General features: G+C 35.2%; 12 protein-coding genes and 1 pseudogene. 9 read left to right on the top strand and 4 right to left on the bottom strand.

The genetic code is table 11. The annotated features are described in order from the left end of the window. Positions 1 to 201: 201 nt before the first annotated feature. Positions 202 to 2,208 carry a molecular chaperone DnaK gene (gene dnaK / locus ACP6PM_RS08225; RefSeq protein ID WP_426583537.1) on the bottom strand — a complete coding sequence of 669 codons (2,007 nt, stop codon included), beginning with the start codon at positions 2,206 to 2,208 and terminating at the stop codon, positions 202 to 204. A gap of 649 nt (positions 2,209 to 2,857) precedes the next feature. Between dnaK and pds the strand changes: the two genes are divergently transcribed. Both pds and crtB read left to right on the top strand, forming a co-directional pair. After that, the gene (gene pds, locus ACP6PM_RS08220; protein WP_426583535.1) at positions 2,858 to 4,303 is read left to right on the top strand and encodes a 15-cis-phytoene desaturase; all 1,446 of its coding nucleotides are present in this window, start codon (positions 2,858 to 2,860) and stop codon (positions 4,301 to 4,303) included. After that, positions 4,287 to 5,225, top strand: a complete 939-nt coding sequence (crtB, locus tag ACP6PM_RS08215) for a 15-cis-phytoene synthase CrtB (RefSeq protein WP_426583549.1) — start codon at positions 4,287 to 4,289, stop codon at positions 5,223 to 5,225. The genes pds and crtB overlap by 17 nt, the downstream gene beginning before the upstream one ends. Before the next feature lie 1,093 nt (positions 5,226 to 6,318). Here the strand turns inward: crtB and ACP6PM_RS08210 are convergent. The 3 genes and pseudogenes from ACP6PM_RS08210 to ACP6PM_RS08200 all read right to left on the bottom strand — a co-directional run. After that, positions 6,319 to 6,795 (bottom strand): RNA recognition motif domain-containing protein, encoded by a 477-nt coding sequence (locus ACP6PM_RS08210; protein WP_426583533.1) that lies wholly within the window; start codon positions 6,793 to 6,795, stop codon positions 6,319 to 6,321. Between the two features lie 1,160 nt (positions 6,796 to 7,955). Then, the gene (locus tag ACP6PM_RS08205; protein ID WP_426583531.1) at positions 7,956 to 10,688 is read right to left on the bottom strand and encodes a M48 family metalloprotease; all 2,733 of its coding nucleotides are present in this window, start codon (positions 10,686 to 10,688) and stop codon (positions 7,956 to 7,958) included. Positions 10,689 to 10,880: 192 nt separating this feature from the next. Further along, positions 10,881 to 11,288 (bottom strand): annotated as a pseudogene (locus ACP6PM_RS08200) (IS630 family transposase); the annotation flags it as partial. 209 nt (positions 11,289 to 11,497) lie between these two features. On the opposite strand from ACP6PM_RS08200, the gene cysS reads away from it, so the two are divergent. The 7 genes from cysS to ACP6PM_RS08165 all read left to right on the top strand — a co-directional run. After that, a complete protein-coding gene (gene cysS, locus ACP6PM_RS08195) occupies positions 11,498 to 12,967 on the top strand; it encodes a cysteine--tRNA ligase (RefSeq protein ID WP_426583529.1) in 1,470 nt (489 codons plus the stop codon). A 1,004-nt stretch (positions 12,968 to 13,971) separates the two neighbouring features. Beyond that, positions 13,972 to 15,081, top strand: a complete 1,110-nt coding sequence (locus ACP6PM_RS08190) for an AI-2E family transporter (RefSeq protein WP_426583527.1) — start codon at positions 13,972 to 13,974, stop codon at positions 15,079 to 15,081. A gap of 1,342 nt (positions 15,082 to 16,423) precedes the next feature. Next, positions 16,424 to 16,801, top strand: coding sequence for a response regulator (locus ACP6PM_RS08185; protein ID WP_426583525.1), 378 nt, complete (start codon positions 16,424 to 16,426; stop codon positions 16,799 to 16,801). Continuing rightward, a complete protein-coding gene (locus ACP6PM_RS08180) occupies positions 16,798 to 17,856 on the top strand; it encodes an adenylate/guanylate cyclase domain-containing protein (protein ID WP_426583523.1) in 1,059 nt (352 codons plus the stop codon). The genes ACP6PM_RS08185 and ACP6PM_RS08180 overlap by 4 nt, the downstream gene beginning before the upstream one ends. 263 nt (positions 17,857 to 18,119) lie before the next feature. After that, positions 18,120 to 18,650 (top strand): Ycf51 family protein, encoded by a 531-nt coding sequence (locus ACP6PM_RS08175; protein WP_426583521.1) that lies wholly within the window; start codon positions 18,120 to 18,122, stop codon positions 18,648 to 18,650. 331 nt (positions 18,651 to 18,981) lie between these two features. After that, positions 18,982 to 20,298 (top strand): ATP-binding protein, encoded by a 1,317-nt coding sequence (locus ACP6PM_RS08170; protein ID WP_426583519.1) that lies wholly within the window; start codon positions 18,982 to 18,984, stop codon positions 20,296 to 20,298. A 387-nt stretch (positions 20,299 to 20,685) separates the two neighbouring features. Next, positions 20,686 to 21,667, top strand: a 982-nt coding sequence (locus ACP6PM_RS08165; RefSeq protein ID WP_426583517.1) for a tetratricopeptide repeat protein, incomplete at its 3' end; no start/stop codon positions are given.

Here is a 21,667-nt window from a genome sequence, read left to right as displayed (position 1 = left end):
AAATGGTAGCAGATTTTAGATTTCTCACTTGAGAGCAAAAATATAGGAGTTACAGATTAAGTTAGAAAATCATCAAATCCTCACGCCTCAGTCATAATAATAACCAGGCTGTTGACTTTTAAACACATAACTTTTGAGTTGAGCTATATCTTGACAATGGAGTGAGAAAGTATCCCCTGGCCAATCTAAAATCTACAATATTTACAGCCAATCATCATCATCATCATTCCAATCTTTACTTTGATAAGAACGACTAGGGCGATTAGAACTAAATCGATCGGGAGGACGACTATAAACTCTAGTTTCATAATCATAACGTTCTCTGGGTTTATAATCATCCCCAGATATTGTCCGACGGACAGAACCAAAGAAATCATCATCACCTTCTTCGGAGGTATAAATTGAAATCTCACGTTTCAAATCATAGAGAGCATCTTGTAGATCAACCCCCACCTGATCGATACCTCGCTCATCATCCTGTTCCAAACTATCTCGCAGTTCCCTAATCAACATCTCAATTCGTTGACGACTTCTAGCTGCAAACTGCATCCCATAATCCAAGGCCACCTCTCGCAGTTGTCGTTCCGCCTGAAATGCCAAAGCCTCAGCCCGGTTACGCTTATCTACCCGCTCACGTTTGAGTCGGTCTGCTTCAGCAAATTTTTCCGCATCCCGAATCATCTGACTAATTTCCTGCTGACTTAAAGTAGAAGCTCCTTGAATAGTAATACTTTGAGATCTACCAGTAGTTTTATCCATTGCCGTTACCTGCAAAATACCATTGGCATCAATATCAAAGGCGACTTGTACTTGGGGCACACCTCTTGGTGCAGGAGGAATACCAGTGAGCTTAAATTTTCCGAGAGACTTATTATCAGCAGCTATTTCCCGTTCTCCTTGAATAACATGAATCTCAACTAAAGTCTGATTATTTTCAGCAGTAGAAAATATATCAGAACGTCGTACTGGGATAGTAGTATTCCGAGGAATGAGCTTTTTCATTACTCCCCCAATAGTTTCTAAGCCCACAGACAATGGACTAACATCCAAAAGTAACACATCTCGTACATCACCACCTAAAATGCCAGCCTGAATAGCCGCCCCCACTGCCACAACTTCATCAGGGTTAACTCCCTGATTTGGTTCTCTATCTATCAGAGAGTAAACTAAATCTTGGACAAAAGGAATCCGAGTTGACCCCCCCACTAATACTACCTCATCAATCATAGAGGGACTAATACCAGCATCTTTTAAGGCCATTTTCACAGGACGTCGGATTCTAGGAATTAAATCTCCACAAAGTCCTTCAAATTGGGATCTAGTCAGCCTAGTTTCCAAATGCTTAGGGCCATCTGTGGTGGCAGTAATAAAGGGGAGATTAATTTCTGTTACTCCAACTCCAGATAGTTCTATTTTTGCTTTTTCTGCTGCTTCAGTCAGTCTTTGTAGAGCTTGACGGTCAGTCCTCAAGTCTATTCCTTCTGCTTCTATAAATTGTTCGGCTAACCAGTCAACTACTCGTTGGTCAAAATCGTTACCCCCTAATTGGGTATCTCCACTGGTAGCTTTAACTTCAAATACTCCATCTCCTACTTCCAAGATTGAGACATCAAATGTACCACCACCCAAGTCAAAGACCAGAATCACCTGGTTTTCTGTATTTTCTAATCCATAAGCCAGAGATGCTGCCGTTGGTTCATTCAGAATACGTTTGACTTCTAGGCCTGCAATAGTCCCCGCATCGCGAGTGGCTTGTCTTTGGGAGTCATTAAAATAGGCTGGTACGGTAATTACTGCTCCTGTTACCTCCTCTCCCAGATAGCGACTTGCTTCGTCTGCTAGTTTCCGCAGTATCATAGCTGAGACTTCTTCTGGAGCAAAATCTCGTTTCATTCGAGGACATTTGATTTTGATGTTGCCTAATTCATCCCGACGAATGGTATAGGGAACACGCTTTGACTCTGGGGATAGTTCAGAGTATTTACGTCCAATGTATCGTTTGACTCCGTAGAAGGTGTTCTGGGGATTCAGAACTGTTTGCCTTCTGGCCATCTGTCCCACTATTCGTTCTCCTTCCTTCGTGAAGCCAACTACAGATGGTGTTGTCCGCATTCCTTCTGAATTAGCTATCACTATTGGTTTTCCGCCTTCCATGACGGAGACGACGGAGTTTGTTGTACCCAGGTCTATACCGACTACTTTGCCCATGCCTTAGTTTATTTTTTCTGTCCTTTTGTTTATTATTCTATCGTGTCAAATTCTTTAGTATTTTGAGGATTGCCTCACTATCTCCGTGATTAAAGGTACTCTCGCAATAGGGAAGACGTATGATGGAGAATTGAAAAATGCCATCAATAGTCTACCACTAATAATAATACATGTGGGACAACAAAACTCCTGGTAACTATTGGTGGATAAATCAGTCAATTTTTAGCCTCATAAATCTACATATTGCCTATTGCTTCTTTCCTATTGCCCCGACCGAAGGGAATTAACTCTGACTTGGTTGTTTTAGCCTATTGCTAGGTACTAAATACTAATTTATTTATAGATTTGTAGATTTATTTTTTAGGGATCGCCTCTTTAAACCTTTGTCTGTTACTCTTAATCTGTTATTAATGATTAAACGGCTAACTCAAGTATTCTTACATTTTATTAAGATAACACAACTCTATTACTAATTTCGCTGTAATATTACCACACTTACACCCTTTTGTCAAAAATAGGGACACAAAGAAATTTATGTTCAGAAAAATCAAAAATAACTTAATTAGGTCTTGCTGAATTTTGTAACAACTTGTAAAGTTATAATAATAAAAAATAAGTAAATTTAATTTAAGAGGTTTTTACCAAGCAAATGCGAGTAGCGATCGCCGGAGCAGGTCTAGCAGGTCTTTCCTGTGCTAAATATTTGACAGACATGGGTCATACTCCAATAGTCCTCGAAAGGCGGGACGTACTCGGAGGTAAAGTGGCAGCCTGGAAGGACGAAGAGGGAGACTGGTATGAAACTGGTCTACATATATTCTTTGGTGCTTATCCAAATATGTTGCAGCTATTCAAAGAATTGAATATAGAGGATAGACTGCAATGGAAACAGCACACAATGATTTTTAATCAGCCAGAAAAACCAGGAACATACTCTAGATTCGATTTTCCTAATATTCCAGCGCCTTTGAATGGGATAGTAGCTATTCTCCGCAATAATGATATGCTAACCTGGCCAGAAAAAATCCGGTTCGGTATAGGTCTGATCCCAGCAATAGTCCAAGGCCAAAAATATGTGGAGAAAATGGACAAATACAGTTTCTCAGAATGGCTGAAAAAACAAAATGTGCCTCCAAGAGTGGAAAAAGAAGTATTCATCGCCATGTCAAAAGCGTTGAACTTTATCGGTCCAGAAACAATATCCTCGACTGTAATTCTTACAGCTCTTAACCGTTTTCTCCAAGAGAAAAATGGATCGAAAATGGCATTCTTAGATGGTTCTCCCACAGAACGATTATGTCAACCTCTGGTAGAATATATTATGAAGGGAGGCGGGGAAGTGCGGTTAAACGCACCGATAAAGGAATTTCTGCTAAACGATGATGCTACAGTTAGTGGATTCCTAATTAGAGGATTAGATGGAGCAGAAGATCAAGTTATGACGGTTGATGCTTATGTGTCAGCAATGCCAGTCGATCCCCTAAAGGTAATGTTGCCAAAACCTTGGCAGCAGATGGAATATTTTCAAAAGCTCAACGGTTTAGAAGGGGTACCAGTAATTAATCTGCATCTGTGGTTTGATCGTAAGCTCACAGATATAGACCATTTACTGTTTTCCAGATCCCCCCTACTAAGTGTCTATGCAGACATGAGTAACACTTGTCGCGAATATGCTAATCCCAACCGTTCGATGTTGGAATTGGTATTAGCACCCGCCAAAGATTGGATTAGTAAATCCGAACAAGAAATAGTCGCAGCAACAATGGCAGAGTTGGAAAAATTATTTCCAGCTCACTTTACAGGAGAATCTCCAGCTAAGTTGTTGAAATATCACGTTGTCAAAACGCCCCGCTCTGTATATAAAGCTACTCCTGGTCGTCAAGACTGTCGCCCTTCCCAAGTAACTCCAATTGGAAATTTCTTCCTAACAGGAGACTATACAATGCAACGCTATCTAGCTAGCATGGAAGGAGCCGTACTTTCTGGCAAACTGACAGCGCAGGCGATCGCTAAAGCAGCTTCTACTCACCTTGAATCTCATGCAAACCTGCAACGAACAACTCCAAAGCCAGCAAAGAATGCTGCAACGGTCTAAATCTTCCCAACGCATGACTCGTTTATCCCTGGTATCTTTAGAAGAATCTTATGAGCTGTGTCGTCAAGTCACAGCCAAATATTCTAAAACTTTTTACATGGGTACTCAGTTAATGCCAGAGGCTAAAAGTAAGGCGATATGGGCAATTTATGTCTGGTGTCGTCGTACAGATGAACTGGTAGATGGACCCATGTCAAATACCACAACCACAGAAACCCTGCAAGAGTGGGAACAACATCTTGAATCTATCTTTGCTGGCTATCCGTTAGAAGATGCAGATGTAGCATTGGTAGATACCCTATCTCGATTCCCCATAGATATACAACCGTTTCGTGATATGATTGCAGGTCAGCAAATGGATCTCTACCGCAGTCGCTATCAAACATTTGAGGAACTGAAACTTTACTGTTATCGAGTCGCAGGTACAGTTGGTTTAATGACTATGCCAGTCATGGGAGTAGAAACATCAAGTTTTGCCACTCCCTGGAACCCCAGCCCAAAAATGCAGTCTCCTGTATCGGAAGCGATCGCCTTGGGAATTGCTAATCAACTTACAAATATTTTAAGAGATGTCGGAGAAGATGCTCGTCGAGGTCGGATTTATCTTCCTTTACAAGAATTAGCTTTGTTTGATTATACCGAAGAGGATTTATTGAATGGTGTAATTGATGACCGTTGGCGAGAGTTGATGAAATTTCAGATTCACAGGGCGCGTAAGTTTTTTGTTGATGCAGAGAGAGGTATTAAGCGTTTGAGTGCTGATATTCGTTGGCCTGTTTGGTCAGCTTCTATGCTTTATAGTAAGATTTTAGATGCTATTGAGCGTAATCAATATGATGTATTTAATCGTCGAGCTTACGTTTCTACTCCTCGCAAGTTACTATGTTTGCCCATAGCATTTCTGAGGTCAAAAGTCTTATAATTTCTAGCAACGTATCTATACCTTGAAGAAACAGCTAGTGGGAAAATGTTTAAATTTGCGGATTTGTGGAATGGATAAACTATTTAATTCAACTTTGGATTAATAGTTACATAAATGACACAATCCATAAATTTTAAACACTACATAGGAATTGCTGAAAAAGTTTTTTGGTAAGGGAAAGGAATGGATAATAGGCAATAGGCAATAGTTTTACTGTTAATTTTTATGCATTTTTCCTTCACCTGACTAGGAATTCCGCCTGTTTTTTGATTTTTATTTATCCTGTATCTTGCACTTTATTTTCAAGCTAATTCAGCACTTAAACTTCTAGTGTGTTTAGGTTCCAGATTTATTCAAAAGACACTACATATTATAAGACATGATAGTTTTGATTTAATACTTTTGATTTAATATATATGGTGTCTTTGCGTAAGTTCTGAGTTATATATTTGAAATAAAAAGCCTTTGATTTATTAAATCGAAGGCTTTTTCACTCATCAGTTAACTGTTAACTGTTTCAATCTAGGGTTAATACTAGATATACTTTAGAGCTTGGGTACTGCTAAATATGTAAGGATGTGAGTTGCTAAATCTCTTAAATTGCCATAAGTTATACCATTTCTCAAACACTTTTCTACATTTTATTGAGCAGGGAAGTAGGGTAGTAGGTAGGGACTTTGCATAACCTCCGAGAGCGAGAAGTAAACATAAGAATAATTAACATTAACTTAAAAATTAGCAAAAAGGTTCCAAATGCTTATGTTAATTACTTAATAACTGAAGTGTCGCCTAAGTATAGCATTAATGCATGGGAATTGGTATTAGACAAGTAAAATTATTACTTGTTTATCAGTACCTAAATTTAGACCGTAACTTTGTAGATATAGCTATAGGGATGATTACAAAACTATATCTACAATGAATCTACAGAACTTTGCATGACTAATTGGTACATTGACAACAATGAGCAAAATAATTTTGGATTGTCTCAAAAGATTATTGCTTTAATCTGTGTACCTAATTGTTCTGCAAAGGGCTGTATCTATAAATGATGTCAGCTTAATAATATTTTTGAGTTTACTCAACTAAATTCCTAAGAATTAGTGCTAGCTGCCAAACGTTGCTTCAACTCTGCTAAAGCATCAGCCCAACGGGGATCGGGTTGAACTGCATCATTACCACTAGAGCTAGTACTACTAGCAGTTTTAGATGCTCCTCCTTTATCCTTTTCACGACGAGATTTTTTACTCTTGTTAGTATTGTTTTTGCTAATTGGTTTAGCTTCAGCTTCAGTATTTTCAGACTCACTCTTATTCTTAGACCGAGGTAATGCTTTTTCAATCTTTAAAGGAGTTTCTTTAAACTGATAACCGTTATACTTTTCAATAATTTGGTCAGCTTGTTCATCATTTTTAACTGTCACAAAACCAAAACCACGACATTTACCAGTTTTACGATCTGTGATCAGTTTAGTGGTAACACTATCACCTTCTTCTTGAAAAACTTCTTGCAGTTCTTGACGTTCCATTACCTCTTTAGGCAAATTACCAATATACAAACGAATTGACATAGGAAAATTCCTCCAGACTTTGAATTTTACTTGTTTAAATTACAACAAACGAAAACTTAGTCAACTGAGATTGACTGAACACAAAACAAGAGCAGAATCAAAAAAAACTGCTCCAGACTTTGAAATGTAAAGAACTTTGACAAATACCTACACTCACCTTTACTACAGATGAAATGATTTCCAATTTCTCATTTTGGTCAACTCTGACAAATATTTTTATTTTGTCAGGTTTTTCTTTAAACTTTTTGCTCATCACTCAACCAACAAACAAAACTATAGGCATTGCTCAATTACTTCTTTTTGATATTGATTTGCTAAACACTTATCGTCCCAACTTTTAAATATAACTTCAAAGCCTGCTAAATTTAAACAACCCAATTGCTAATACGATATTAATTTCAAGTATACTGCTTCATAAAACTAATATAAAACGTCACAATTAGTGATGTTTTAATGTGTACAGACGTTGCATGCAGCATCCCTACCTTCTACCGGATACGTCGCCAATCCGACGGCTCCCCTAGTCGGCAGCACTCCGTCCACAGGCATCGACGATAAAGCCTACCCCATTTCTCAAATTTATAATAGATAAAACTTCGTACTTGGTGAGGGCTAAAACTTAATCATAATATTTGACTTATTTTTCAACCAAACCGGAAATGCTTACAGCTTATCTTTCCTTTGTTAACAGGCTAGTAATTTCTTAACCACTATAAACTTATCATAATCCTAAGTCAATATCTACTATTTTTCTAAAATTTCACTATTTACTTGTATCTTCATAGTACAGTTACGCTGTTCAGTAATCCCTACTTTTCCGAGCGCAAAATTTATGAATCGCGAAAAAACCAGCCTACATTTGTGGCTGGTATAACTTGCTGTGTTGGGAGATTGACACTTGCCACCCAAAAAGTCTTATCTGTTATAGGTTAAGTAGAGGTTTTCTCTGTGTCAACAGACCATATTTACTAAGGTAATGCTTACTGTTGTCAGTATATGTTTACCTTATTCAATCTGTCATATCTCTACTAATTTAGCTCCATCAGACTAAACTCCTGAGCTAGGCAAAACTATGAGGTCGCTTGGGTTAAGCTACTCTATGTAAATAAATGTAACATAACTGGTTGAAGAATGCAACTTTTCTTTACACAATCTGATAATTAAAATCTGCCAGTGTATACCATATAAGCTCCCCATATTGCAAGAGCAAAAGCTACAATTATTGACCAGAGAGGATGATCGCTGTTAATAGATTGACCATTTTCAGTTTTCAGAGTATTGATATCTATCCAAGGAGTAGCTCCTCGCCTCCACCAACCAGTTACGGTTATAGACTTACCAACAAGATTGCTAGGACGATTTATTTTAGGCCATAAGTTACCAATAGGTCCCAATTGCTCGGAATAATGTAACCTAACCAGTCCTCTTGTTGTTTGCAGAATCAAATCTTGTCCCAACCAATTACTCATTCCGCTTTTACCAAGAAGTTGACCTTTAAACTGAATTGCTTGACTATCTAATGGCAAAGCTTTTAAATCGGTTAACAATTCTGCCAAGTCAGGATTTTGCCAAAGTTTAGTCTGCTTAATATCAGGAAAAAAGTGATTAATTCTCATCAAAATACCAATACTAAAACCCATAACCAAACAAGCAACTAAAATAGAAATATCTCCAAATAACCAATCTAAACGCCAAAGACCAACAGCAGATGAAATTACACCTATTAACCACAAAAAAATAGCAAAACCTAGACCTATTAATGCACCAAAAAATGGTGCTCCCTGAAGCAAAAGTTTCTGCCAATCAAGATTTTGTGGAGTATAAATATTCTCTTCTTGAGTAGGACTTAATTGATTTTTTGCAGTTACATCAGCATTGATATTTTCTAAATTTAACTCTGTTTCTAGTTTCCAGAAATTAGCATATAAACTTAATCTTTTTAAGCGATCGCCAAGCAAAGGATGAGTATTATTAATCTCTAACCATCGACGATATGGGTTAAAAGTATCCCAGTTAAAAATAGATTCAAAGCCACTATATGAAACAACACTACCAGCAGTAATAGCTTGATTTATTCCTACTGGCATTAAGATTTCAAAACTCTCTAATAAATTCCTAATTTTGGCTTGATTTTTAATATCATTAGCCATACCAATTGTAATTTTCAGAATAGCTCGTGTGAGACCATTAGGATTACCAGTTAAATTACAAGCTAGGCGATCGCTATAATAAACCCGCCGACGAGACAGCCATAAAATCGGCAATTTCAGTAACCAATATAAACCATAACTAAGAGTTGAAATTATTGCAGCGAATACTCTAAAAACGGATACTAAGATAGGCAAAAAAGATTTGATAAATCCTGGTAAAAAATCAGGTAATTGATGATTTATAAAATCCAATACCCAATCAGCCCAAAAAGTTAATTGCAAATAAATAGTATAGGGAATTTGAAGCATCATATTAGCCATAGACATTAATCGGAAATCTCCATTTTGAACATGACTAATTTCTCTAGCATAAATAGTAGCAATTTCATCTTCTGCTAGATTATCTAATAATCCTTGACTGACAACTATCCTGAAAAAACGAGGTAAGCATCCATAACTAAATGCTATCGGAACATCTATTGGTAATACCTTTAATGCAATTCCCTGTATTTTTTGTTTTTTACAAAAAGTACGGAGCAATTTATTTGCTTCTTTACTGTAATTAATTAGAGTTGTTGTTGGTAGAGTTTGGAGACCATAAGTAAGTATTAATAATCCATCTATTAACCAAGGGGAGAATATAAATAATCCGAGCAGGAAAATTATAAAATTTCGAGTGGGGTCTCGATAAAAAATTTGAATTGGTCGAAAGTATGGGAGCCAAACTAGAAAATCATTCGTAGCATCTAAGCTAAATTTCAGTATTGTAAGACTTAGCCAAAATAGAGCAATACCTACAATTATTTGTTCTAACCATAAAATAGTTAAATTAGGAGTTTTAAGGCGACGACCTCCTTTTGCCCTTCCTGCTTGACGCCATTTCAATTTAGGTAAGTTTTCTGGTTTGTCTGAAGTAATCTTTGTGTTTTTTAAATTTGACTTATTAACTATGCTTGATAAAGCAAAAGCAGGTGATTTATTTTGATCTGCCTCTAGATCATTTTTATTTGCCTGAGAATGCTTTAGGGAATCTGAAGTTTGACTAGGATTTTTTGGGAATTCTGAAGTAATCTCTGTTGATATTTGATGGGATTCATTTGTGTTTTTTAAATTTGATTTATTAACTATGCTTGATAAAGCAGGTAATTTATTTTGATCTGCTTCTAGATCATTTTTATTTGACTGAGAATGCTTTAGGTAATCTGAGGTTTGACTAGATTTTCTTTCTGAGATATTGGGATTTTCTGCGATTGATTTAAAACCAGTTTCTACAGATAAATCAATGTTTTGTTTGGAGATTTCATTGCTATTATTGGCAGATTTAGATTTATCTGAAGTAGGATTAAAAGGAACAAATCCTGTTTCAATAGATTGTTGATTTCGGGGAGATATTTCTGAAGCTTTAGGGGGAGGAATTGTTGATTTTTTCAAATTTTTGGGGGGATATCGTTTTAATAATTCCTTGAGATGACGATGAGCAAAGCTTTTAATTTTACTATCAGAAATTTTACTAAGATTACGACACAAAGAAATAGCTAGATCTACTTGTTTAGTTTTTTCATAAGCAATGACTAAACCCATCTGAGCTTTTAATTTTTGCTTGAGAGATTCTTGTTGAGCAATTATTTCTAGGTGAGCGATCGCTTGTGGATAATCTTTTTGCTTAAGAGCAAGTAATCCAGTTTTTAGAGATGGTTTTTCTGGCACATAGTCATCTGTGCCAGAGGATGTTTTATCTATCATTGACTAAATTTTTTATGTTGATACTTTTATGAATTAGTCATATAAAATTTCGGGGTAGGGACTAGGGAGTAGGAAAATGTTTTTGGGTTGTGCGTACTAACCTTAGTCTATCTATGTAAAAAGCGCTATAAAATTTATAAAACATGAATAAAAGGGAATTGAGAAAAGGTTACAGAATTACGCTTTCTTTTATTCTTGAACAATAAATTCCTTTGTTTGATAGTAATCTGCTCCATAATAAGTTTGTCGCTCTTTGAGATTTTTAATCGGTACTTCTATTCTTTTATCTGTTTTTATCCAACCATAACCTAATACGTATGCCCATAGTAAATGACACTCATCAATCATAAACAATGCCAGGTTCCCCGCCTCTATTTCCGGTTGACATTTTTCCAACAATTACTCTATTGATTTTTTTTCTTTCACTAATTCATCATTTTTAGCAGGATTATTTTTTTGAGTTTTTTCCAACTTATTTCTACCTTCTTTAAGTAAGGTATAATAATTTTGATTGGATTAAAAAAATACATTATATTGCTTCTGTAAGTAGTTTTGTAAATCTGATAATTTCGGACAATTTTGTGCTCTCAACTCTTTCACTTTACACTACAAAAAAAATTAATATAATTGTGAACCTTAAAAGTTAGTAATATAGCAATTGTAATTACAGCTATTCACTTATAGAATAGCCGAAACAATGAAATATCAATAATTAACATTTTTCCTTATGCTATAAAATTAACACCAAAGTAAAAAAAAAGCGATTATCCTTATAATTAAGATTGGAAAAAACTAGCTGAAATTATTTTATGACTCTAAAACTGTACAATTCACTGACTCGTCAAGAAGAAAACTTTGAATCCCTAGAACCAGGCAAAATTAAAATGTATACCTGTGGTGTTACAGTATACGACTATTGCCATTTAGGTCATGCTCGTTCTTATATTGTTTGGGATACGATACGCCGATATTTAATGTGGCAGGGTTATCAGGTACGGTATGTGCAAAATTTTACTGATATAGACGATAAAATTCTCAACCGGGCCAAAGAAACAGGAAGTTCTATGGAGTCGGTAGCTGAACGTTTCACAGAAGAATACTTTGAGGATATGAAACGCTTAAATGTCCTAGAAGCAGATGAATATCCTCGGGCCACTCAGACAATAGATGGGATTAAACAGTTAATCCAGGATTTAGAAAAAAAAGGTTTTGCTTACCCTTCTGGAGGGGATGTTTATTATCAGGTGCGGAAATTTTCAGAATATGGGAAACTTTCAGGCCGTCGTTTGGAAGAAATGCAAGCTGGCGCAAGTGGTAGAGTAGAGTCAGAAGATTTAGAGACTGCTAAAAAGAAAGATCCATTTGATTTTGCCCTCTGGAAAGCAGCAAAAACTGGGGAACCTGCATGGGAGTCTCCCTGGGGCAAAGGAAGGCCAGGTTGGCATATTGAATGTTCGGCAATGGTAAGAGATTGTTTGGGGGAAACTATAGATATTCATACTGGGGGAGCAGACTTAATTTTTCCTCACCATGAAAATGAAATTGCTCAGTCGGAAGCTGCTACAGGAAAACCTTACGTAAAATATTGGCTCCATAATGGCTTTGTGACTATTAATGGAGAAAAAATGTCAAAGTCTTTGGGGAATTTTACCACAATTCGGGATTTATTAGCTCGACCTGTAGACCCAATGGCTGTGAGAATGTTTGTTTTAACTGCTCAATATCGGAAACCTATTGACTTTACTCAAGAGGCGATCGCTTCTGCCGAAAATGGTTGGAATACTATTAAGGAGGGTATATTATTTCCTCAGCAACATGGTTCTAAATTAGGATGGGAAATGCCAGAAAAAACCTTATTTGAACAGACAAAGTTATTAACTTCTCAAGTAGAAAAATTCCAGAAAGCAATGGATGATGATATTAATACTCCTAGTGCTTTAGCTGTTTTATTTGAATTAGCTAAAGAGTTACGTCGAGAGGGTAATATTTTAGTGCATGAAGGGAAAACTGAAACATCTTTAGAAGAGTTACAAAAACAATGGGTAACTCTAGTAAATTTGTCACAAGTATTAGGTTTAGAAGTTCAAATAGAAGAACAAATTAGCAATCAAGATGGAGGTTTAAGTGATGATGAAATTGAGTCTTTAATTCAGCAACGTTTAGAGGCAAAAAAAGCGAAAAATTATGCTGAAGCAGACCGTATTAGAAATGAACTGCAACACCAAGGTATTAAACTAATAGATCAACCAGGTGGCATAACACATTGGCACCAAAATTAAAAAGATATTGGGTTTAATAGTACAGGCAGGGAATAGGGAACATAAAGACACTCTAATTATCTCCTTTTCTGTGAAAGGTATTTACAAGCTACCTGAATTTTTCTGATAAAATTACTACTTGTAAACCACTATCAGTTTAATTTTATGGCAGTTTTGGAGTTAATCAGTTACAAAGTTTTAGAACTTGAGCGAATAGGGAATAGAAATTAGTATTAAACTGTAGCTCACCATCTTGGCAAATTTCTGTAACTTCGAGAGAAAACTTATTGTGATTAATGCCCAAATCTCATAAGTTTATTGCTGATGATTAGGTTTTTTTTCTTGAGTTCTTGCTTAATGTACCTGATTAGTTTAAATTTTTTGGGAAAAACTGGCATAATTTGATTTTATAGTTTTTATCTGGAAAAATCTGGGAAAATTGATGGAGTAGGGAATTTTGAAACAACCCTACATCAGTTAGTTTAGAAACCTTTAGAGAAGTTAGCAAATAAATGAATTATGATAATTTGAGTAAAAAGATATAACTAATTTCTCAATGGGGAAGAATTTATCAGTAATTTTAATGCCAACCGCTCTTATTCAAGTTGAGCTATTCCTCATACCTAAAAACCCGAAAAATATATCTACCTACATTTATCAAGTTCCTAACGACTACAGGAATTAGAAATTATATGTGATAATTTGACTATATAAAGTCCAGATTCTCTATTCCCTAAAAATCTACAATCTCTCAAAATTAAAATTAAGATTGCTATATATGTATATATCAAACCTGCTAATATAAATTTTAATGTAAGCATTCAACTAGCTCCCTGGTAAACTCTCAGGTATGATGGCAATAACTGCTAAGATGAGCAATGTAGCTCTTATAATTACTTTTAATTCTGCCTCAATACTATCAATACTAATTCCATTTATGGCTGACAATAATTTAATCACGCTATGGCTAATAGCTGAGGACTAAATGCTGACATTTTAACTTATAATTTATTAAAGTATTTTCTATGAAACCTGAACAAAGGATTTCTATTTCCTTATCTAACCTAGTATTAATTATTAGCAGTTTTTTACTACTAATTATTTTATGGCAAGTACAAAGTCTAATAGTACTTTTGATGGTTGCGGTAGTTTTAGCTGCATCAATTTCACCATTAGTAAATTTGACAGAAAGAATTAAATTACCTCGTTGGTTAGGAGTAATTATCGTTTATTTAACTCTAATTTCTGGATTGATTAGTATAGTATTAACTATTGGTCCACCAGTCTTCGAGCAAATAGAAAGACTTTTAAGTCAGTTACCATTATTTTCTGAGAGTATCAGCGATAATTTTGAAGATTTTGTTAGTTCCTTAATTCAAAATCCTCCTGATTGGATTAATCAACTTTTTGATACTAAATCTGTCACAAGTTGGGTAATTCGTTCTAGTCAACAATTACTATTACGTTCCTATAGTTTAACGAAAGGTGTATTAGGAGGAGTAGTCAGTTTAATATTAGCTTTATTTATTTCAGGTTATATGGTATCCGATAGTAAAACTTTGATTAGTGGTCTAATCAAATTTTTTCCTCAACCTTGGGATAAACGTCTAGAACATCAAGTTCTTCCTGTTACTCAAAGAATGGGAGGTTATATTAGAGGCAGAATTATAGTTTCTGCTATTTTAGGTGTAGCAACAACCACTGGTTTAGGATTTTTAGGATTGCAAGATTTTTCTCTAGGTTTAGGAGCAATAGCTGCTGTGACAAACCTGATTCCTTTTATCGGTCCAATTCTCGGTGCAGTTCCTGCTTTAATTGTTGCTATTGCTAAGGGCGGATGGTTGTTTTTATGGGTGATAATTTTGTACTATATTATCCAAAATGTGGAAACTTATGTACTCGATCCTTTACTCGTAGGTTCTTCAGTTGGAGTACATCCTCTGTATCAATTACTATCAGTTTTAGTAGGAATTCAGTTATTAGGAATTATTGGTGCTTTGATTGTTCCTCCTTGGTTTGCTGGCAGTGCTGCTTTAGTGGAAAATTTATATTTAAAACCTAAGTTAGAAGCAGAAAAGATACAATCGATAGTTAGAAACAATGGGGATCATAATCCACCACCTGTAACCTCTTAATTTTTTATTTTATAGTCAGTTTAAATAAAATGAATTGTGAAAAATAAAAAATATAGCTCAAAAGCATAAATATATTAACTATTTCACCTATTTTATTGAATTTTTTTCCGAAAAATTCAGGTTTAAAGCCTCTCCTTTCAAGAAGAAAAAAATTTCCTTTTAACCAATCATTACTATTACAGAAGAGGTAATTATTAATTATTGAAGATATTTTCCTTCCCTATATTCTCAGATGCGGTATTTTATTGATCGCCCTTACGGAATAATTAAGGTTTAAAGCCTCTCCTTTAAAGGAGAAATAAGCGGTCGTTTTGACTGTCCCGACATGAAAAGCGGAGCTTTCCGTAGGATGGGATGGCGAGAGATCGCGAAGAATGCAGAGCAGCTACGAAGTATGCCAGATACAATCTCCCCTTGATCAGAAAAAATTTTCACGCTCCGCATCAATCCAATCCGTTTTAGGGAGAGGTAATTATCCATTATCCATTATCCATTAATGAAGGAACTTTAGAAATCTGAAATTGCTAGGAATCAATTCTCAACAAAATTAAGCAATTATTTGAGTTGTATCTATCTGGAAATAAATCTAGCCAAACTTATAGAAAAATTATTATCGACTCACTTCTAACTTCTTAGATACCCTTTGTAAAATAGTAATTACAGTGCTTTTGATTAACATATAATACAACTATCAGGTCTATAACTTATCAAAATTCAAATATACTTATCTTGTTTCCTTAGTCTACCTTTGTGAAAACCGCTATAAGTATAAGAAACTTGTTTATAAACAACAGCGTTTTTAAAGTTACTGAGGTACAGTTGTTTTTATTATTTTCTATTCCCTACTCCCCAAAACAAACGAATGCGCGTACCTCACTCAGAGATGGGAATTACTATAAATATTAAAGCTTGAACAAATCCAGAGATTGAAATTTGGCTGCTTGATATGGTCTTGGTATTCATACTCCTAAAACTATGGTGAAAAATAGTTGTGTCTGCGCCTATTCCCTATTCCTTATTCCCTATCTCCTTTACAAACAATCTCTTACTTCCTATATTTGGAAACATAATCCTCAGAAAATTTATCAAATCAGAAAATTGTCAATCCAAATATTTTAAGTCTCAAAAATGACAGAATCTAAAAATGGCAAAGATTGACTAGAATGTGGTATATAAATTATTTTTCCCCGTGATAATTATGTATAATTGTAGATTAATTAAGAACCATAAACAACACTTGGCACTTGGCACTCTTTCCAAAAATATAAAAGAGTATCACTGTGTTAGAGAAAATTTATATTAAGGATGAAATCCCAAGATTATCTCACTAAAAGGTAGAACAATGGTTAAGATTCTCTTAGTTGAAGACAATGAGATGAACCGGGATATGTTGTCTAGGCGTCTCATGCGTAAAAAATTTGAAGTAGTTATTGCTGTTGATGGTGCTGAGGGTGTTGATATGTCTATATCAGAAGCTCCAGATATAATTCTAATGGATATGAGTTTGCCTGTGCTAGACGGGTGGCAAGCAACTAGTAAAATTAAAGCCAACCCCCAAACCAAAAATATTCCAGTAATAGCAATAACAGCTAATGCTATGACAGGAGACCGAGAAAAATGTTTAGATGCTGGATGTGATGATTATGATACAAAACCAGTAGAACTTCCCAGACTATTAGACAAGATCAAAAATCTTACAGGTATAGAACCAACGAAATGAAACATGACCAGGGCAATGTACTGGTTGTAGATGATAACCAGGTCAATAGAGACCTTTTGGCTCGGCGAGTCACAAGGCATGGCCATGTAGTGAGTTCTGCTAATAATGGGTTTCAAGCTTTAGAAATGATGCGTTCTCAAGCGTTTGATTTGGTACTACTAGATATTATGATGCCAGAAATGAACGGTTATCAAGTCCTTGAAACCCTGAAAGCTGACCCAACGTTACGCTATATCCCAGTTATAATGATTTCTGCGGTGGACGACATTGATAGTATAGTCCGTTGCATCGAATTGGGAGCGGAAGATTATTTGTCCAAACCATTTAATCCAGTATTACTCAAAGCTAGAATCAACGCTTGTTTAGAAAAGAAAAGACTTCGGGATCAAGAACAAGCTTATTTAAAGCGACTAGCTGAGGAACAAGAAAAGTCAGAAAGATTACTATTAAATATTTTACCAGCGCCAATTGCTCAACGCTTAAAACAGGGAGAAAAAACTATAGCTGATAGCTTTAGTGAAGTAACTGTTTTATTTGCCGATCTAGTTGGGTTTACTAAACTTTCGGCAAATTTATCTCCCGCTGAACTGGTAGAATTACTAAATATGATTTTCTCTAGGTTTGATGAGTTGGCAGAAAAATATGGACTTGAGAAAATCAAAACTATTGGTGATGCTTATATGATTGTGGGTGGCCTACCAACGCCTAGGGAGGATCATGCTGAGGCGATCGCGGAAATGGCCTTGGATATGTTACATCAAATTAAGGAAATTTCTGAAAAGCAGGGAAAACCTTTACAAATTCGCATTGGTATTAATACGGGAGCAGTAGAAGCAGGAGTTATTGGGACGAAAAAGTTTGCTTATGACCTTTGGGGAGATACGGTAAATACAGCTCATCGTATGGAATCTCATGGCATTCCTGGTGTTATTCAAGTAACTGAGGATACTTATAATTGTTTAGCTAATAAGTATGCATTTCAGGAACGAGGCATGATTGAGATTAAGGGAAAAGGTATGATGAGGACTTATTTACTTGTAGGTAGAAAAGAGTGAAGTCAAAATTTAGAATTTAGAATTTAGAATTTGGAAGTAATCTCTGAGTGAGTTTGAAAACTCAAAACTCAGAAGTAATTCCTGACTTTAGTTTGAGAAGTTTACCAGTTCTAACACCTAATTATAGCACTACAAAAAAGTGTTAGAACATTAATACAATTGAATTTTTTTACAACCAATAGTTTTTACTTGAGCTGAATGCTGAATGCTTAAAGCTATACTATAAAATTACAAAGTAAATCTACAAAATTAACAAGGAAAAAATGTTATCAACTACAGAATTACTTATTGCTTCTAAATGGTTTGGTATTGCTACAATTGGATTTTTTCTTTTGACGACTCTTGGCTTTATTTTGAAATGGGGATTTCGATTTAGATTGGTGGGAGTAACAGGTTTTATGGGGGTGTTAACTGCTGGTTTATTTGGTTTAAGTTTAGGATTATTTACCCGTGTAGAAATTCCAGGTTCGGTTCCATATACATTAGTTTATGATAATGGTGGTACTAAAACAGTAATTGCTGTTTCTCCTACTATTACAGAATCAGAATTAGCAGCAACAATAGAGCAAGCAGCAGGAGATTTATTTTCACTAGGTCGTTTAGGTGGAGAAAATCAATTAACTATTAGAGTTAGAACTATTATTCATCCAGAGGAAGGTATTTCTGAACCACTTTATTTGGGGGAAGTTAAACGTTCTTTGTCTCAACGGGAAGATGAAAATTTAGATATTAAAATTTTTCCAGAAACTTTGGCAAAGTTGGAAAGTTATCAGAGTAAAAATTTGGAAAGTTAAAATTATCAAGACAGAAAAATTAGTGGTTTTACATAGCTAAAATTTTGCAATAGTAGGGGTGGGTTCAATGTTAAATTAATGATTTAACCACAAAATAAGATGAACCCGCCCCAAGTTATATAGTGCAATATTTTATATGTGTTAGTCTACTACAGGAATGGAAATGAATTTAAGGATATTTTTAATATACAGCAGATTTTGTACTAATGAGGTACAACTGACAATTAGGAATATTTTTTCCATACCTATTCCCTGTTCCCTGTTCCCTGTTCCCTGTTCCCTAAAACACTAAATATATGTACTTCATAACAACGGAAAGCGCTGTATGTATATGACAAATCAGAGAGATTTATTGAAAAGATTATTTAATGCTTTTAAACCTTTTGAACCTCTACAACCAGGTAGTCCGGTATATGTTGATTGCCGGGAAGTCAGGGGAGATGGAGATGTTATTACGGATTTAGCTACGAATATTGAATACTCTGATAATAATACTTGTCAACTTTATGCCGGACATCGAGGTGCGGGTAAGTCAACGGAACTTTTGCGACTCAAAGAATACCTGGAAATTCAAAAATATTTTGTTGTTTATTTTGCTGCTGAAGAACAAGATATTAATCCAGAAGATACGGAATATGCTGATATTTTGTTGGCTTGTACTAGACATTTATTAGAACATTTGAAAAAAGCCGATCCTCAACCATTATTAGATTGGTTAAAAGGGCGGTGGGCAGATTTAAAAGATTTAGCGACTACGGAAATATCTTTGGAAAGTTTGGCGCTTGAATCACAAATTAGTCAATATGCAAAACTTACGGCAAAGATTAGAACTGAACCTACTTTAAGAAAAAAAATTAGAGATAAAATTAATCCTCATACTGAAAGTTTAATTGAGGCGATAAATACTTTTATTGGTGATGGTAAAAAGAAATTAGCATCTGGTTCTGAGTTGGTAATAATTGCTGATAGTTTAGACCGCATTGTACCAATTGTGCAGCCAGACGGACGTAGTAATCACGATGAAATTTTTATTGACCGTAGTGCCCAACTTAAAGGATTAGATTGCCATACAATTTATACGATTCCTATTTCTATGGTCTATTCTAATCAGGCTCCTAATCTGAAAATTGAATATGACGATCCTCAAGTTTTACCGATGATTATGGTGGAGACTCCGGAGGGAGAAGTTTATGAATTAGGAGTTGCTACAATTAGGGAAATTATTGATAGAAGGGTTAAGGAAGTTAAGTCAGATTTATCTTTAGAAACAGATTTATTTGAAAGTCGAGAAGTGTTGGATAAACTTTGCTTAATGAGTGGAGGTCATGTTCGAGATTTAATGCTTTTGATGCAAAATGTAATTAAACGTGCTGGAGGTAAATTACCTATTTCTGCCAGAGTTGTACAAAGAGCAATTACGGAAGCAAGAGTTTCTTATAAAAGGTCAGTTCAACAAGAAGAATGGCAAGTATTGGCAGATGTTTCTCGCTCTAAAAAAATCTTAAATAATCAGCAGTACCGTAATTTATTGTTTAATCGTTGTTTGCTAGAATATATTTACTTTGATGAACAGGGAGAAAAGCAAGTTTGGTATGATGTTCACCCATTGATTAAAGGGGTACAAGAATTTCAGGAGTTGGTGCAATAAAGAAAAAATAATAGACTGATATAGCTAAAAATGTAGGTTGGGTAGAACGAAGTGAAACCCAACAAAGGGTTATACCAATTCCCAAAAGTAGTGCAAGACCTTGAATAACACTTCAGTTATTAAGTAATTGCCTTAGTATAATAATCTTTTTGCTAATTTTAGCCTGTGTTAATGTTAATTATTATTATTTTTACTTCTCCCCTACTCCCCTACTCCCCGGCTCAATCAAATGTAGAAAAGTTTTTGAGAAATGGTATTATTAGTGTTGGGTTTCGTCCCTCAACCCAACCTACACTTATTGTAGTTTGATGAAAATGGAGAAAATCAAGTTTGGTATGATGTTCACCCATTGATTAAAGGAGTACAAAAGTTTCAGGAGTTGGTGCAATGAAGGGAGAAAAAATTGCTTGGGAAGAGAATTCAGCATTAACAGTTGAAGAGGAATTTGAAGCTTTAGTAGAGACTATTAGATTTACGGAAGGTTTTGGTTTATTGTTTGTGGAATGTTCGCCACAACAGGGAACAGAAATTATGGAGAAAATTCGGCTGGATATTCCCCAGGAAAAAATCGAAGTTTTGCCTTTGGATAAGACTGTTTATAATTTTTACAACCGAGTTAAAGAATTACCTTTACTGGCAGATATTGATATTTTGTTTGTGACTGGTTTGGAATATTCTCTGTATCAATATGAGGAGGATATGAAAGAACGGGGTTTGGATAATAATGAGATTATTTCTATTAGTAAAAGGGGGGTTCCTCCGGTTTTAGTTAATTTGAATCAGCAGCGAGAAAGGTTTAGGGATGATTTTGATATTTGCTTTGTGTTTTTGTTACCAAGGTTTGCTTTAGATTATCTGATTAAACGTGCGCCAGATTTTTTTGATTGGCGTTCTGGGTTGTTTCAGTTTCCTATGAATGAGGAAACTGTGCGAAAGGAATTTTTGGCAATTTCTGGAAAAGAATTAGATGATTATATAGAGTTTACTCGACAAGAACGTAAGTATGAGTGGGTGAGAATTAAAAGTTTACTTGATGAAGATAGGTTTCCTTTTGAGGAAAAAGCAAATTTGTTAGTAAGAAAGGCTTCTCTAGATAGAAGGTTAAAGCAAAATGAAGAAGCAATATTAGCTTGTGATGAAGCCTTAGAAATAGAACCAAATAATTACGAAGCTTGGAACAATAAAGGTATTGCACTAGAAAATTTAGAAAGATATGAAGAGGCGATTTTGGTTTATGAAAAAGCGATAGAAATTAATCCAAATTATCATAAGTTTTGGAAAAATAAAGGCGATGCACTGGATAGTTTAGAAAGTTATGAACAGGCAATTGCTGCTTATGATAAAGCTATAGAACTTAAAGCAGATTATC

The organism is Dapis brunnea BLCC-M229, from assembly GCF_050015995.1.
Classification (GTDB): domain Bacteria; phylum Cyanobacteriota; class Cyanobacteriia; order Cyanobacteriales; family Microcoleaceae; genus Trichodesmium.
The sequence above is the reverse complement of the archived record's forward strand: the minus strand, read 5'-3'. Positions and strand labels throughout refer to the sequence as shown.